Annotated in this window: 14 protein-coding genes; 11 read left to right on the top strand and 3 right to left on the bottom strand. The window is 43.8% G+C overall.

The genetic code is table 11. From position 1 onward, the window contains the following. The first annotated feature begins 27 nt into the window (after positions 1-27). The 4 genes from maiA (at position 28) to ACJJI7_RS14870 (ending at position 4,188) form a co-directional block, all read left to right on the top strand. A complete protein-coding gene (maiA, locus tag ACJJI7_RS14885) occupies positions 28-657 on the top strand; it encodes a maleylacetoacetate isomerase (protein WP_282951009.1) in 630 nt (209 codons plus the stop codon). A gap of 465 nt (positions 658-1,122) precedes the next feature. Next, the gene (locus ACJJI7_RS14880; protein ID WP_020414893.1) at positions 1,123-1,587 is read left to right on the top strand and encodes a 2TM domain-containing protein; all 465 of its coding nucleotides are present in this window, start codon (positions 1,123-1,125) and stop codon (positions 1,585-1,587) included. A gap of 175 nt (positions 1,588-1,762) precedes the next feature. Beyond that, the gene (locus tag ACJJI7_RS14875) at positions 1,763-3,229 is read left to right on the top strand and encodes a ricin-type beta-trefoil lectin domain protein (RefSeq protein WP_444901843.1); all 1,467 of its coding nucleotides are present in this window, start codon (positions 1,763-1,765) and stop codon (positions 3,227-3,229) included. Between the two features lie 515 nt (positions 3,230-3,744). Then, positions 3,745-4,188, top strand: a complete 444-nt coding sequence (locus ACJJI7_RS14870) for a CopD family protein (protein WP_353375120.1) — start codon at positions 3,745-3,747, stop codon at positions 4,186-4,188. 200 nt (positions 4,189-4,388) lie between these two features. On the opposite strand, the gene ACJJI7_RS14865 is transcribed toward ACJJI7_RS14870, so the two are convergent. Next, entirely contained in the window at positions 4,389-5,393 is a 1,005-nt protein-coding gene (locus tag ACJJI7_RS14865; protein ID WP_444901844.1) for a hypothetical protein, read from the bottom strand. A 556-nt stretch (positions 5,394-5,949) separates the two neighbouring features. Then, on the bottom strand, positions 5,950-6,615 hold the full coding sequence (locus ACJJI7_RS14860) for a phytanoyl-CoA dioxygenase family protein (RefSeq protein ID WP_444901845.1): 666 nt from the start codon (positions 6,613-6,615) through the stop codon (positions 5,950-5,952). A 1,113-nt stretch (positions 6,616-7,728) separates the two neighbouring features. Between ACJJI7_RS14860 and ACJJI7_RS14855 the strand changes: the two genes are divergently transcribed. The 5 genes from ACJJI7_RS14855 (at position 7,729) to ACJJI7_RS14835 (ending at position 12,730) form a co-directional block, all read left to right on the top strand. Continuing rightward, a complete protein-coding gene (locus ACJJI7_RS14855; protein ID WP_020414886.1) occupies positions 7,729-8,343 on the top strand; it encodes a bactofilin family protein in 615 nt (204 codons plus the stop codon). Between the two features lie 71 nt (positions 8,344-8,414). Further along, positions 8,415-9,647 carry a hypothetical protein gene (locus ACJJI7_RS14850; protein WP_444901846.1) on the top strand — a complete coding sequence of 411 codons (1,233 nt, stop codon included), beginning with the start codon at positions 8,415-8,417 and terminating at the stop codon, positions 9,645-9,647. After that, positions 9,647-10,957 (top strand): MotA/TolQ/ExbB proton channel family protein, encoded by a 1,311-nt coding sequence (locus tag ACJJI7_RS14845; RefSeq protein ID WP_020414884.1) that lies wholly within the window; start codon positions 9,647-9,649, stop codon positions 10,955-10,957. The genes ACJJI7_RS14850 and ACJJI7_RS14845 overlap by 1 nt, the downstream gene beginning before the upstream one ends. Beyond that, entirely contained in the window at positions 10,950-11,651 is a 702-nt protein-coding gene (locus ACJJI7_RS14840; protein ID WP_444901847.1) for an OmpA/MotB family protein, read from the top strand. Before ACJJI7_RS14845 ends, ACJJI7_RS14840 begins: the two co-directional genes overlap by 8 nt. Before the next feature lie 65 nt (positions 11,652-11,716). Next, entirely contained in the window at positions 11,717-12,730 is a 1,014-nt protein-coding gene (locus tag ACJJI7_RS14835; protein WP_353375114.1) for a hypothetical protein, read from the top strand. A gap of 529 nt (positions 12,731-13,259) precedes the next feature. On the opposite strand, the gene ACJJI7_RS22645 is transcribed toward ACJJI7_RS14835, so the two are convergent. Further along, entirely contained in the window at positions 13,260-13,439 is a 180-nt protein-coding gene (locus ACJJI7_RS22645; protein ID WP_507021899.1) for an IQM protein middle domain-containing protein, read from the bottom strand. Positions 13,440-13,800: 361 nt separating this feature from the next. Between ACJJI7_RS22645 and ACJJI7_RS14830 the strand changes: the two genes are divergently transcribed. Continuing rightward, positions 13,801-13,950, top strand: coding sequence for a winged helix-turn-helix domain-containing protein (locus ACJJI7_RS14830; protein ID WP_425411213.1), 150 nt, complete (start codon positions 13,801-13,803; stop codon positions 13,948-13,950). 50 nt (positions 13,951-14,000) lie between these two features. Continuing rightward, positions 14,001-14,330: a transposase gene (locus ACJJI7_RS14825; RefSeq protein WP_444901848.1), complete on the top strand. Its 330-nt coding sequence runs from the start codon at positions 14,001-14,003 to the stop codon at positions 14,328-14,330. The last annotated feature ends 257 nt before the right edge of the window (positions 14,331-14,587 follow it).

The following is a 14,587-nucleotide window of genomic DNA, read 5'->3' as shown; positions in this document are numbered from 1 at the left end:
CAATAACAACGAAAGAAAGGAAAGAGAATGGATCTTTACGGATATTTCCGCTCCTCAGCGAGTTACCGGGTTCGTATAGGCCTGAACCTGAAAGAACTCGAGTATAACTACCACCCAGTGAACCTGTTAAAAGGTGAGCAGCTGAGTGATAGCTACCAAAGCCTCAACCCGCAGGGGTTAGTGCCCACACTTAACGAGAACGACTTTAGCCTTACCCAGTCTATGGCCATACTGGAGTGGCTGGATGAAGCTTATCCGCAACCGCCCCTCTTACCAAAGGGGCGCGAAAACCGCGCCCACATTCGCGCACTGGCTCACACTATTTCCAGTGATATTCAGCCTGTACAGAATCTGCGAATCCTCAAGTATCTGCAGGCTGAATTTAAGATTAGTGACGAGCAAAAAATACAGTGGATTCAGCACTGGATTCACTTGGGTTTCTCAGCACTGGAACAAGAGCTAGACCCCAAGCCCTTCGCAGCTGGCGATAAACCTGGACTCTTTGAATGCTGCCTATTACCACAAATCTATAGCGCCGAGCGCTTCGGTATGGAAATGAATAACTATCCGAAAATCCAGAAAATCGCCGAAGCCTGTAATGAACTACCGGCGTTTATCGACGCACGTCCGGAAAATCAGCCGGATAGCACTCTCTAGACCCGTTATGTTGTTCATAAGGGCACTTGTTAAAACCAAGCGCCCTTATGCCACTTTACCGATCGCTAAGAACAAGCGCATACCACTTCCAGCGGCTGTCGAGATAGTCATTCTCTGATAAACCCAATTCTCATTACCCATATCTATTGGCAGGCCTAGTTACCGCAAGAGGTCACCATAAATTTTTTTCCAGTTAGGATAACTCATTCATATTTCCAGCTGGTTTGGTAGTTAAATAACTTGTCACGCAGATATTTGATAAGGTATCGAGCTACAATGGAACGCTCACACCGCCTGGGGAAAAAGAGTGTTTTAGTTGGGGTTACCGCTATCAACTGACAGCATAGCCAGACCCTAACTCATTGATAATAAAGATAATGTCGTAAGGAAGTCACCTAGATGTCAGTTCCCGACAGCTGCGAAATTCACTATAAATATCTCCAAAAGCCAATTTAAAGGAGCTGTATGATCATCAGAAAACTAAGGCTTCAACGCGGGTGGTCCCAAGAGCAACTGGCCAGAATAAGCGGGCTCAACATCAGGACTATCCAGAGAATAGAGCGAGGGCAAAACCCTAGCCTTGAATCACGGAAAGCTTTAGCTGCTGTTTTTGAAATCGACTTATCAGAACTACAGGAGAGCGAAGTGAATACAGAGCAGGATATATCCGACAGAGAAAAGCGGGTTATAGAACACGTTCGCGACATTAAGGCATTCTATTCCCACGTAATCACCTATGTACTGGTGATAATTGGTTTGTTCATACTGAACCTGATTACATCGCCAGGTTACTTTTGGGTGCTATGGGCCGCACTTGGCTGGGGCATAGGTTTAATATCTCACGGCATGAGTGTATTTGAGGTATTCAGCTTATTTGGGCCCGAGTGGGAAAAAAAGCAAGTGGAAAAGAGGCTGGGGAAGAAACTCTAGCTTTCATTAAAAATACGCTTAAAAAGCCGGAAATTGTGAGGAACTCAGTAAAAGTTCAGATATATTCTTTACAGCTTCCCGGCGTCATATGTTCTTCACAAGTTGTTCATATAATCCAACTTTAACTACCTCTTTCCATAGCAATAAAAAACATTCAACATAAGCGGACACCCCAATGTCGAAGCCCTTCTTCAGCAAACTTATTTTGTCAGCTACGACACTGTTAAGCTCTACAGCTTTTGCTAGCACAATACTGGCCGTAGCAGACCCAGTACAATCCAGCCATCGCATTGATCAGATTTACTACCTGCAACCCCACAATAGTTATGAGCGCTTAGCCAGTGGGGAAACACTAACTGACTGGCTGGATAAGGGCTTCCGCTCCCTGGAGCTGGATGTAGTTGATCACGGCCCATGGCAAGGCAGCAGCCACGGCCCCTATGTCGCCCATGGTCAGAGTGATATCGGCAATCATATGTGTAAAAGTAACGGCGGAGATGATCGTCTGGAAAACTGCCTGGACGACATTAAGGCATGGCTTGCCAACAATGAGCTTGATGCCCCACTGATGCTGTATATTGACATGAAGCCGAATAGCAATTGGTTTGCAGCATGGTATGCGGATGAAATTTATCTGCTGGATCAATATATCAAACAAGAGTTGGGGGGTCTTCAGTTCAGCTACCAGGATATGGTCAATCACCTTAAACAAAGCTCAACTTCAACGAATTATCGCAGCACATTAAAGAGTATCGGCTGGCCTACTATCAGCGAGCTTTTCACTAATGGTAAAAAAGTTCTGGTAATTTTCACTGGGGGGCAATCGGGTAATGTCAATGGTCGTATGGAATCGGCGCTGGATAACTACCCTCTACATGCCTTCCTCTGCCCTGATGTAGATACTGCCGATCCTGAAGAGTTTTCTGGCAATATAGACTCCATGGATTCCAGCAGCTCCCAGAAGATATTTTGCGGTAATGTAAAAGCCGGCGATCATTACCAAATAACAGCCAATGAAGCGGCGAACAGTAAACAATTGATGCATTTGTGGAGCAGCTCTGGCGATTTCAGCAATACAGATTTTGGCTATTCCTATATCGCGGTTGCACACGGCGCTACCGCTATTGGCATGGATCCAAATACCGTCAATGACACGCCGAGCTATACCAGCCAAGCCATACCCTTTGTCGGTGTGCGAAGAAGCCTACCTGGATATTTTCGCATCCAGTCCATTCAAAACCCAAATCTCTGTATGAATGTTTCTCAAGGCTATGGCAATGGCTCCAACCTGACTTTGGCCAACTGCAACTCTAGCAACGAACAACAGTTTGTCTACACCGCTGAGGGGCAATTAAGACCTAAAGGCAACAATAAATACTGTGCCGATTACAACTCAGGCTCTGCCGACAATGGTGACAAAATGCACCTCTGGGATTGCGATGGTGGAAACTCAGAAAAATGGCAGGTACAGGAAAACGGGATTATTCAAAATCGCGACAAAGACTGGCAATACTGCATTGATACACCAGGGGCAAGTGCCGACAATGGAGAACAACTTCAAATTTATAAGTGCAACAGCAGTGACACTGGACAGAAATTTTCCCTGAATGCTGTAAATGAATGGAAACAAACAAGCTTTTAAGTGTTGCTTTTTATTCGGACTCTCAGGAGTCAAGAATAAAGTAGAGTATTGTTGCAGTTAGCAAAGGCATCGGTCTTAAGATTGACCAAAGACCGACAGCCTTACAGTATAACTGCCTGTTAACCTGGGTATGCAGAAATCTTTTAACATACCCAGTTAAATCAGTAGTCAGTTCAGTTCGCCGGCCTCGCACTGCCTCCAGTCACCGAAGGTGCCGTCATCTGCGGCTATCCAGGTTTCATAGGTAACGGTAGTTATATAATGGAGTAACGAATGGGAAATTATTGAAAGACTAATGCATAAAGTACATGACATCTCGGCATTATTAGTTAGTAGACTCTTACTACATAACCCAACTTATCATCTTGACTTACATCAACTTTCATCTCGTTTTTGCATGAAATAATTCCGCTAACAATACATCAATAATATTCATCATACCGACCCGAGAAATTGGTGGGCACCAATATCATATATAGATATAGTGCTTAAAAGGATCAAACAATGGGATAGAAATGTACGAGGTAGTATTGTTTTTGCATTTGCTAGGTGCAACTGTTTGGACTGGAGGGCATCTGGTGCTCGCATGCACAATCCTCCCTTCAGCCGTAAGAAGTCAGGATATAGAATTTATCTCAAGGTTCGAAAGCAGCTATGAGAAAATTGGTATTCCTGCGCTTCTTATACAGATTCTTTCCGGTATCTATCTAGCCTTTAGCCTCTTACCCGATATATCCCAGTGGTTTAACTTCTCAAATCCGGTTTCGAGGCTTATTTCATATAAGCTAATCATATTGGGCCTTACATTCCTCCTTGCTATTGACGCAAGGCTCAGGATTATTCCGAACCTGTCCACCAGAAACCTGAAGGCTCTCGCTTATCATATAATTCCAGTAACACTTCTCTCCGTTCTATTTGTATATGTAGGAATTTCCTTCAGAACAGGCTGGCTATATTAAAATGAATTCTACACTATCATTTATTGGCTCAACCAACTGACCAGCTACTCTGCATAAATACAGCTAATCACCTACTTATTAGGCTTCTACAAAATAAAACTCCAGTTAGGTAAAGAGGGCTGCTTAACAGCAACCCTCAAACCCAATCAATTAAACATACAAATAATGGATTTTAGATCAATTGAAATCAACGAAACGGATTAAAAAACTTCTTCCAAATGCTTTAAAAATGGTACCACGGTCTGATCTCTAACTTCTGGGTACATATCTCGATCGATAGTAATATGGTCCAAATTGACCCAACTTTGAGCATACCAACCTAGATTGATATCTTCTGCTGTATAGACAAAAGAGTGCACCCCTGTAAATTCAATAACTTCATCACCGCCTGCCAGTTGACGGATATATAAATTGTCTTTATAGGGGAACTGAGCATTGAGATCAGTATAGTAGCTCAAATAAGTTGAGTTTTCCGGGTTACGGAAAAAAGAAGAAGTTACTCCCATTTCATTCTGATCCCATTTACAGACTCCATCAAAACTATGAACAATGGTTCGAATGTTACGAAAGTCCGGATCATTACGCAGAGCCTTTGCCAAGCGCATTGCTAAACAACCACCTCTGGATGACCCCGCCAAGTAGATGCTTTCAAGATTGGAAGCATAAGCTTTGGACTTTAACCAATTAAGGTAGGCACTTTCTATACGAGATTTCTCACCACTACTCACCAAATAGTTAAATTGTGCATCAAAAGCTACGGCAAAGAAGGTATCATCTTCTGGAAAATGCTCTGAATCTAGAACCTGCCGGGCAAGGGAGCGGCCATCTATGTTTCGGGAACAGGATTTTTCTGAGATACCACAGTTTCTTTTGTAGTTATCCCCCTGCCCTGTTACTGCACTTTCAGAACCGTATCCCGGAGGCTGTTGTCCTGCTGCAATAAATACCAAGTTCCGCACATCTTCTCGCGCTGGCTGCCTCAACCTTGCAATCTGAGTGTATAGCTGATGAGTATTACTGACACCTTCTTGCTCCCAAGCAAGATACTCAGTTTGAGTATCCTGCCGGGTGCACCAAAAATTATGACAATAGCGGACACGCTCCAAGTTCACCGATAAATCTGATTTAGGCTCAAACGCCTTTGCTTGAAAAGCTCCAAAAAGAATCACCCAATGAGCTAAAAACCTTATTATTTGATTATTCATTTTTCACCATTTTCAACATGATCATTCTTATATTTAGAAGGTAAAACCTCCTATCCAATCAAATAAATCAACCCCTTATCTGACCGCGCATGATTTTAACAGCCAAAATGCCACCAAACAGAGAAATCAATAAAAAAATAAATCTTAAATTTTCAAATAAACAAAGACCAACTCCAAAACGAAAAAAACACAACAAGAAACAAGTAAGTAACAAATTGATAAGCAGCCATCAGCAATTGCCACTACTTAAAGCGCTCTTAAATTAGTCAAAATATTTATAAAAATTATCGATTTTTATAGGAAAACATGGTCACCAGCCAACCCTCAAGAAAATCGACCATCATGTAAATAATTATATTTTTAAGTGTTGACTTATTTTTTTCCCAATCTTCAAGAAGAGAGTAAAAGCAGCGGACTGCGCTCCGATAGGTATCGTCGCGCGGCTTTCTGACCTTAATTACAATGGTAACATGCAACACGAACATCTTAATTGATAGCAAGGTAGTGTAATGGGTGTCAACTCGTACATCATTATTGAAAATTGAATCTAGTTGCACTATGCCCAAGTAATCCCAGCTGGCAGCTCATAGCAACTATATTCCAAGTGTATCACTCTGCGGCGCTTAGGACATAAAGCTCTATCTGAGGCGTGAAGAATATGAGGATACATAATTAATGCAGAACCGGATTTTACCTCACAAGCAATCGGATTATGCAGTTTAACATATTTATATATTTCATCTTGCTGAAAAATCCCATATTGATGACTGCCAGGAATAAGCTTCAAGCAGCCATTACTGGCATCAGTATCATCCAGATGAATACGGATCGTAATCATTTGTTCAAGAACATGTAGAGGAGGCTGCACATGGTGAGCTCCATCCTTAACACTCCAAGGGCCCCATCCAGACTTAGTAAATTTTGAAGAGACCGCTACAGTCTTATCCTGATGCCAAGTGACAAGCCAGTTACACTTCTCATGCTTATCAAACAGGATACTCCTTACCAATCGAGGACGCTGAATTAAGTATTTCTGCGCTAAATTTACAATCAAGTCCGATGTAGCCAAGGCCGCTATAGAGCTATACTTTTTCTCTACATTGCGTATGCCTCCAGTTCCCCTAGCAAGCTTTAAATCTTCAAACTCATTTTGAAGAACCTCAAGCTGGCTTTTCGGAAGAATGTCATTAATTAAAGAATACCCTTTTTCCAAACCGATCATTATTTAACAACCCAAAAACGAGACTGGATTTTATGTACTTTTCACCCAACGGGCGAGTAAAAAGTTATCGATCAGAAAGTGCTTCCTTGCTGGAATTTCTATTTCCAGAAACTTTCATATAGGTTTCCCCCATTTTCGCATAGACACTACCCATATTTTGTGGTTTAGACTTTTAAGTTCTTCTTTTTTCAACCCCTTATGCATGAGGAATTGTTCCACATTTCATATTACCTACCAAGCAACCCACCCCTTAGTAGTATGTGGTACTGACACTGCTGCATTCGAAGCACCAATGTAACTTCCTCTAGGTCAAGGCGAACAAAAAGGTGCTCTATGTCACACTTTTAACGTGGAATCCGTGCTAAATTCAGCCCATTCAAGTCGAGGTCAGCTTGATTGATTGCCGATCCGTTTTACGGTGGCTTTCGCGCTGTATGGTAGTAACAATCCAATCTTTATTGATATGTGCCAGATAAGACTCAATACCCATCAGCAGACAATAAGCAGTGTGCCCTCCACAACAAGAAGTAAATATTTACTTACAAATTACACCTTAATGTAAAAGTAAGAATGTGACGTTATGGTGAGAAATCCCAGAAATTTATCGTCACTAGAATTAGGTAGTAGGACTATTTTTATACAGTTAAAGGTTGCGGGTTAAGTTTTGTAAATTTCTCGGTGTGCTCTCTGTTGGCAAATGCCCACACCGACCTAAATTAATTTCTGGCTTGGCACAAGCCACCTGTGAAAAAGTTGAAGCTGTTAAGGGATGGTATAAAAAATCTACCAGAGATGAATATACGGATGAAACCATAACTACGTAAATCCTCTTGCTGAATGAAGTTAGCATTCAGCCAAGTGCTCCAATACCAAGAGCATGGAGAGGAGAAAAAGAGAGCTCTAGTAGTAGAAAATATTTGCGTAATGATATCCAGGTTTCTGCGAAAAAATGAACATGTATCTCCTGCCATCGCGAGATCACTGTTCTCACATTGAGCTTTCGTGATTTTTCGACTCAATGTATTAGCTGGCCTACGGATAAGACTTCAGCCGAGGGCCTGGCTACAAGAGATTTAATAGCTGACTTTTTCCACAACGAAGAGATTTATTTAGATGAGCACTGACAAAAGCAATGACTCCACACCTTTTCTAGCAGGCATGAGCGCTGGTGAGCAGCAATCATCTCTCTCGAATTCAGGCGCCAAATCAGTGCTTGGTGAGGGTATCAATTTTCGCGGTGAGTTGATCGGCACCGAAGATCTACATGTAGAAGGCACTGTAGACGGTACTGTAATTATGGTTGGCCACAACCTTTCTGTTGGTACCGGCGGCGCAGTGACTGCAAATATCCACGCGAAAAATATTGTTGTTGAAGGCACACTGGATGGCGACGCACTTGCCGATGAATTAATTGAAATCCGAAATACTGCTCAGGTAAATGGCAACCTGATTGCCCCTCGGATCAAACTCGACGACGGTGGTAAGTTCCGCGGCTCTATGGATATGGTAGATACCGACTCCGAAATGAAAGAACGTCACAAGGAATTCTCAGACCGATTGGTGCACCCAGACCTGCCGGCAACTGAAGATAAGCCTGCAAATCGTTCCCAGAACAATTCCTCCTACACTTCTAGCAGCTCAACCGCGAGTGATTCATCCCGTCTATCCGATACCAGCGACTATCTGTTCGGTACCAAGGAAACTGAAGAGGAAACAGAGGAGAGCTGAGTTAACTTCCTCAGTTGATCCTCCATACGAGCCCCGGCTATTGCCGGGGCTCTAGCTTTTGGTGTGAAAGTATGTTGCAGCATCATTCGTTTGGTATTGCCGCCTTGGTGGACGAGGTGATTCAACCAGGTGGTAAAGTATTGGATTTAGGGTGTCTCTCATTTGGCACTACACAAACCTTTTTGGAACTATCCTGCCAGACATTTATTGAGGATTTACGTAGCCTGCTGCTTGAGATCCACTCATTTGACCAGCAGACACGAACCACAAGGTTAACTAAACACCTGACTAGAAAGCCGCAACGGATAAAACTTGATGTCGTGCTCTGCTGGGACCTTTTCAACTTTATGGAACCCGAGCTTATTGCACAATTAATTGAGGAAATCCGACCTCACTTAAAAGCTGGCACCATCTTCCATACTATGCTGTACACCGGCACAATGCCTAAAGCACCCGCTGACTTTAAGCGTTTGTCCGGCTTCACTTTTAACTCAGAGCCCCTAGCACTGCCGGAGCCATTACCCTCATATCGATACTCGTCGCTCAACCTGATGAAAACCATGGGTAACTTTTCTCTGCGCTCCTCTCTCCTGCATAGAAAAGGCATGCGTAAAGATCTTATCGAGCTGATGTTTGAATACGGTAATGTAAAGTCACAAAACGCTGTACGTGCGGGGGGAACCTCAGCAGCAATCTCCGCCTTTAGACAAACAAGCCTTACCGAACTCCCTTTGACAGCTCTTGATCAAGCATTAATGCACACCAAGCGCTCTCCCGTCAGTAAAGCTCTGGACGTAGGGAAGAAAGCCGGAAGGAATATGCAGCACCTCCAGCGTGAGGTGGGTGAACTGTTTATTTCAGATCTCTATTCCGCAATTCTCTGGCAATGTAGCCGCAAGGTATCCTTTAATAGCGCGGTACAGGCGGCATTACGACAGGCCACCCTACCTGAAAACCTGGATTGTATTTTGCTCTGGGATCTCCTGAATTTCTTTTCCACTGAACAAATTCAGTTAATCACACATACGCTATATCAGTATCTCAGCAATAACGGTGTGATGCATTTTCTGTTGTTCAAGCAAGAGCAACTTCCAGTTAATTGTGGTGTTTTCGAGATTCAGCCATCAGGCCTTGTTGGAACCTATATCCAACCAGCTGGAAATAAGCAGACAAAGTTCCGCACTATTACCGATGTAGTGAAAGCTCTACCACAAATGAAAGTTCTAAGTCAGGGCACAGGGAGAATACCCAACGGGCCCTTTTATCACGAAATAACAATGCAGAAAGTTGTAAAGGATCAATAATGACCCAGTTTTTCTACCACTGGTTGACTAAGTTATCTCCTGAGCAGGTAACAGACACCTTTCTTATAGTTATGCTTGCCCTTGGCACTATAGCCTTGATCCTTTACCCATTTGGCAAGTTTCCACGCTTCGTAAAAGAAACTCCATCTCTACTGACCGCTCTTGGTATTCTGGGCACCTTTATCGGTATTATTCTTGGTATCTATGGTTTTGACCTTGCTGATATCGACACCTCGATTTCAGAACTTATGCAAGGTCTGGAAACCGCCTTTATGACAAGTATCTTAGGCCTTTTCCTGTCGCTGGTCTTGCGCACTATTTTCCAAATATTTAGCAAAGATCAGCCAGCCAGAGCCACTGCAGATGATATTTTACAAGCGATCAATGACCAGCGACAGGATTTGACAAAGTTTCAACACAGTATTAGCGAAGAGGTTTTACAGTCACTAACTTCAGTTGTGGAGAAGTTTAATCAGGGACTGAACGCACAAATGGGTGATAATCTGCAGCAGTTTACTCAACAGCTGGAGGCTGTATCCCCTGCCCTGCAAGCATTAATCGATCAGCATGAGCAACACGCCGAGCTTGCTGCGATCTACCGTGAGCAAACCACATCCCTACTGATTGAGATTAACGGTGCACAAGAGAACCTTTTGCAGCTGCACCAACGTATTACTGAATTACCGGAGATCTTTAACGTTATTCCTTCGCTGGTTGAACAGCAGCGCACTCACTCCGAGCAAATCTCTGTCATGCTTAATGAACAGCAGGCATCCATTGAAGTACTGCAGCAATCTATTCCAGATATCGCACCTAAGTTTGAGTCTATTACCCAAGGAATAGAAAAAGCGAATCAGCAGTTAGGCACTCAAGTTCAACACCTAATCTCCCTGAGTGAAACCCAGGCTAAGGTTTTTGAGCAGAGGACGAATAAGGTCGTTGCTCTCGCCGATGTCCTTACTAGTATCGACCCAAAACATTTTTCCAACATTATACAAGAGACTGCAAACAGCCATCGTGAATCAATGGTTGAACTCGCACAACTTATCGCCAAGACTCACCAACAGATGATTACTGAGTTATCCCAGGTGATCACTCGTGATTTGACCAATGCAGACGTAAGCATCAAACGTCAGTATGAGCTACTGGATCAACGCTTACATAGCGAAGTCGAGAGTGTAATGGCTGCGATGGGTGATGCGCTAGGCACCCTGAGTGGTGAGTTCTCAAGGGATTTCCGCCAGTTAATCCAGCAAATGAAACGTATCGACAGTCAAGTGAAGCAGGTCGTCGGAGAGGAGCATGTTTGAGAGTGCCCACTCCAACAGCGAATCCAGCGAGAGCCAGTGGATCAGCCTATCCGATATGATGGCAGGCCTGATGATGGTATTTCTCTGTATTGCTGTCTTCGTAATGCGCTCCTTAATAGATGAACGCGCTAAGATTCGAGAGCTTGCAGAGTCTTATCGCGATACTCAACTTGCAATCTACCAAACCCTGCAACAGGAGTTTGCTAACGACCTGGATCACTGGGGAGCCTCCCTGGATAAGCAAACCCTCGCCATTTCATTTAATAATAGTGATGCCCTGTTTAAAGCGGGGGATTTCACTCTGAGTGACAATGCCCGAGAGATTATGTCCTCATTTGTACCCAGGTATATTGCTGCCCTGACTCCATATATGGACTCTATTGCCGCAATCCAAATAGAGGGACACACAAGCTCTGAGTGGGGTGAACAATCTGAACCAGAAGAAGGTTACTTTCATAATTTGCGTCTGTCACAGCAGCGATCAAGAGCGGTGATGCAGTATGCCCACTCGCTGCTACCACCGACTCAAGCGGTACTAGTCCGCGCAAAAGTTGCGGCCGTAGGCTATTCCTCTGCTCGGCCTGTACTCAATGCTAGTGGTATAGAAGATCCGGATCGCTCTCGCAGAGTGGCATTCCGGGTAGTACGTGACTCTGAAAGCCATATCCTGCAAATTCTTGAGGAAGCTTTGTGAAGCCAACCAACCTCCAGCCTATTCATAAACACCAAACACAAGAGCCGCGGCACGGCTTCACGCCTATGAAAGCTACATCATGTCAACCGGAGAGTAGCGATCACGGAATTCCCGCCGACAGTCCCCTATTGAAAGTACCGACGAATACTCCAAGTCGGAACAGTTTGGCAGAAGCTATCAGCTCTGGTATTCAGCTGGACTACTCAGACCTGGATAGCCTCACCTGTGGCTGGCGCTACCGTAACATTCCGGTATTTGTATTTGGCCTTGAAGAAAGCCCTTCTACCCAGGGGCATTCTTTTGGGCAAATCCATATAACCCCTAAATGCCCATCGCTAAGCAATTACCAAGGTTCACTTTGGGCGAGTAGCGACTACACTGCTGCACAAAAAGTTTTTCCACAAGATGAACTAAAGCCCTGCACCCACTGCCTGCGCCACCTCTATAGCCTGGATATTCCTGAACTTGTGCGTAAGGACCGTTTTGGAACTGTTACCGATATCGACTGGTTAATCTTTGCAAGATACTTTGCCAGCTCCATTTTCGATCAATATCCCCTCTACTGGCGAAACGGCGAACGTCCACAGAAAGTAAATTCACTCTTTAATGCTGACAACCCAAAGTATGCTTGTTCAATATGTCAGTGCCATATAAAAGCCAGCGGCTGGGCACTAAATCCAGAGTTGGCTGAACGCAGTGGTCTACCCAAAGAGATCTGTCTGCTATGTGCAGAGCGACGCGCACGTGCAGTAATAATAGCATCTCCACAAGCGGCTCTCCGAGCAGCGACACTACGCTACGAATCCCTTACGAAACAGCTAGGCAGTGAACCCCAGGCTTCATGGGCGATTGCCGAGCAGGTAGTCCCTGCTTCCTGGCTGCCTCTTGTACAGAAACTAAAAACCCTGATGGGGCCACCCAAAGTCTTTCAAGTAATTGCCCCACGAGTACTGGCCGTTTTATGCTGGCCCAGCATGGGACGTGCGATCATCGCTGATAACACCAAGGAAGCCAAGCTCCCCCAAAAATATTCGGTATGGCGGAAAGCTCAAATTGAACGTGAATTGGGGCTTGGCTAAGCGTTGTTGATATTAAGAAATTGTTCGGAGTTACACTAGTATTACCTAAAAATAATTGACTAGAGGGCAATTGGAATACATCCCTTATCGGCCCAATCAATAGAATTTCTGTCCGAAAGTGACATCCACTTTCGGACGCTAATCAAAACATATAAATTTGACGTTAAAAGTAGCCATTAAAAAAATCAATTAACAAGAATTAGTCCGCACACTATAGTCTACTAATTCAGAGGCGGACTTCCCACCGCTATTCCCCTGTTCAACTTTCCCACATTAAAGCCATTGCACTTGGGCCCATCAGGATAAAGCCTTAGTTTTTGCCCTTGAATGTGAGTGCGGCCATTATATGTATGTGAGCTACCATCAACGGTATCCCTGATTACTGTACCACGAAAACTTTGATACCATTTCCCTGTATAAAATGGATCTTGATTGTTTTTTGCGCGTAGTGCGTAAATTTTTGAAGAGATACCAAATTGGATTTTTGTCACCCTTAGGTCAACATTGTTTTTTCCAGCTCTTCCTTAAATTACTCCATGTAGTTACTGGTAGGTGGGTAATGACCACTAAAATTGTTAATTAGTTCTACTCTCCCATTTGCCACAGATATATGTCCTGCCGCAGCAACTGGTTGCCCAGACAAAAATGCCGAATGATTCTGAATGTCACCGACTTTATTACCGCAAAAGATACGTCCATTTTTATCCATAACAAACACCCAGGAGCCGCCAGGATTAGTATTCAGCAGTGTTGCCACGTCAATATAGCAATCCATTTTAAATATCGGCTCGATAATTTACGCGTTCCTCTTCCTATATATAAGGCACAAAGACACCGCTATTAAAGTTTTTGGTTGCTAATCTGGTATTTCTATAGTTCGGTACAATATCCAAATGGATATTATTAATGCGATAAAATTACACTGGCACTGGATGTTTCCAGTCGAGTAGTACAAAATTGGATCAATGCTTATAAAGCAGAGGACTTTAAAGCATTGGCCTCTAGAAAGCGCGGCTACCCGGAAGGTACGAACCGCAGGCTAACGGTAGAGAAAGAAAGCTTCAAAACAAATCTCAGATGAGCAGCCAGATCAGCTCAAGCTTGACTATATCCTGTGGGCACGCAAGGCAGTCATGGAGTTAATCGAACCTGAATGCGATTTGAAGATGCCAATTCGCACCGTCGGTGATTATCTGAAACGCCGAGGCTTTACGCCATAGAAGCCTGCCAAACGGGCCTATGAACAAAACCCGAAAGCCGTTAAAAATGGATGGAGGAAGATTACCCAGGCATTAAACAGCAAGACGCAGAGATTTACTGGGGTGATGAAACAGGCATTCGCAGCGATTGCCAGCATGAGCATGGCGATGCACCAAAAGGAAAAAATTCCATTGTGAAGCTGAATGCCACGCTTACTTCACTCAATATGATATCCGCGATTTCAAACCAAGGAACAGTGCGTTTTCAAATTTACAAAGGAAGTATGAATGCCGATAGGCTGATTGACTTTCTCAAGCGATTAACCAAAAAATCGGAACTTAAAGTTTATCTCATCCTGGACAATCTTAGGGTCCACCATGCACGAGTCATTAATGCTTGACTGGCAGAGCACGGGGATGAGAAAGAAATCTATTATTTACTATCATATTCACCTGAACTGAATCCAGATGAGTATTTGAATTGTAACCTTAAAGGGGGGCATTCACAGTAGTATGCCAGCCCGACTCATGGAGAAACTGAAAAGCAAAGTACTTTCTCATATGAGAATGTTACAAAAAAGCCCGCGTGTGTAGCAGCCTATTTCCGACATAAATCAATTAAGTACGCGGCATAATTAAACGATTTATCCGCCGGATT

The sequence above is a fragment of the Microbulbifer variabilis genome (genome assembly GCF_056232115.1).
The sequence above is the reverse complement of the archived record's forward strand: the minus strand, read 5'-3'. Positions and strand labels throughout refer to the sequence as shown.

What these genes read in the sequence shown, in the direction of transcription:
- ACJJI7_RS14855 (WP_020414886.1), top strand. Translation starts at nt 7,729, where the DNA reads ATGAGCACTGACAAAAGCAATGACTCCACACCTTTTCTAGCAGGCATG.
- ACJJI7_RS14870 (WP_353375120.1), top strand. Translation starts at nt 3,745, where the DNA reads ATGTACGAGGTAGTATTGTTTTTGCATTTGCTAGGTGCAACTGTTTGG.
- ACJJI7_RS14845 (WP_020414884.1), top strand. Translation starts at nt 9,647, where the DNA reads ATGACCCAGTTTTTCTACCACTGGTTGACTAAGTTATCTCCTGAGCAG.
- ACJJI7_RS14825 (WP_444901848.1), top strand. Translation starts at nt 14,001, where the DNA reads ATGGAGGAAGATTACCCAGGCATTAAACAGCAAGACGCAGAGATTTAC.
- ACJJI7_RS14875 (WP_444901843.1), top strand. Translation starts at nt 1,763, where the DNA reads ATGTCGAAGCCCTTCTTCAGCAAACTTATTTTGTCAGCTACGACACTG.
- ACJJI7_RS14835 (WP_353375114.1), top strand. Translation starts at nt 11,717, where the DNA reads ATGAAAGCTACATCATGTCAACCGGAGAGTAGCGATCACGGAATTCCC.
- ACJJI7_RS14865 (WP_444901844.1), bottom strand. Translation starts at nt 5,393, where the DNA reads ATGAATAATCAAATAATAAGGTTTTTAGCTCATTGGGTGATTCTTTTT.
- ACJJI7_RS14860 (WP_444901845.1), bottom strand. Translation starts at nt 6,615, where the DNA reads ATGATCGGTTTGGAAAAAGGGTATTCTTTAATTAATGACATTCTTCCG.
- ACJJI7_RS14880 (WP_020414893.1), top strand. Translation starts at nt 1,123, where the DNA reads ATGATCATCAGAAAACTAAGGCTTCAACGCGGGTGGTCCCAAGAGCAA.
- ACJJI7_RS22645 (WP_507021899.1), bottom strand. Translation starts at nt 13,439, where the DNA reads ATGGATAAAAATGGACGTATCTTTTGCGGTAATAAAGTCGGTGACATT.
- ACJJI7_RS14850 (WP_444901846.1), top strand. Translation starts at nt 8,415, where the DNA reads ATGTTGCAGCATCATTCGTTTGGTATTGCCGCCTTGGTGGACGAGGTG.
- maiA (WP_282951009.1), top strand. Translation starts at nt 28, where the DNA reads ATGGATCTTTACGGATATTTCCGCTCCTCAGCGAGTTACCGGGTTCGT.
- ACJJI7_RS14840 (WP_444901847.1), top strand. Translation starts at nt 10,950, where the DNA reads ATGTTTGAGAGTGCCCACTCCAACAGCGAATCCAGCGAGAGCCAGTGG.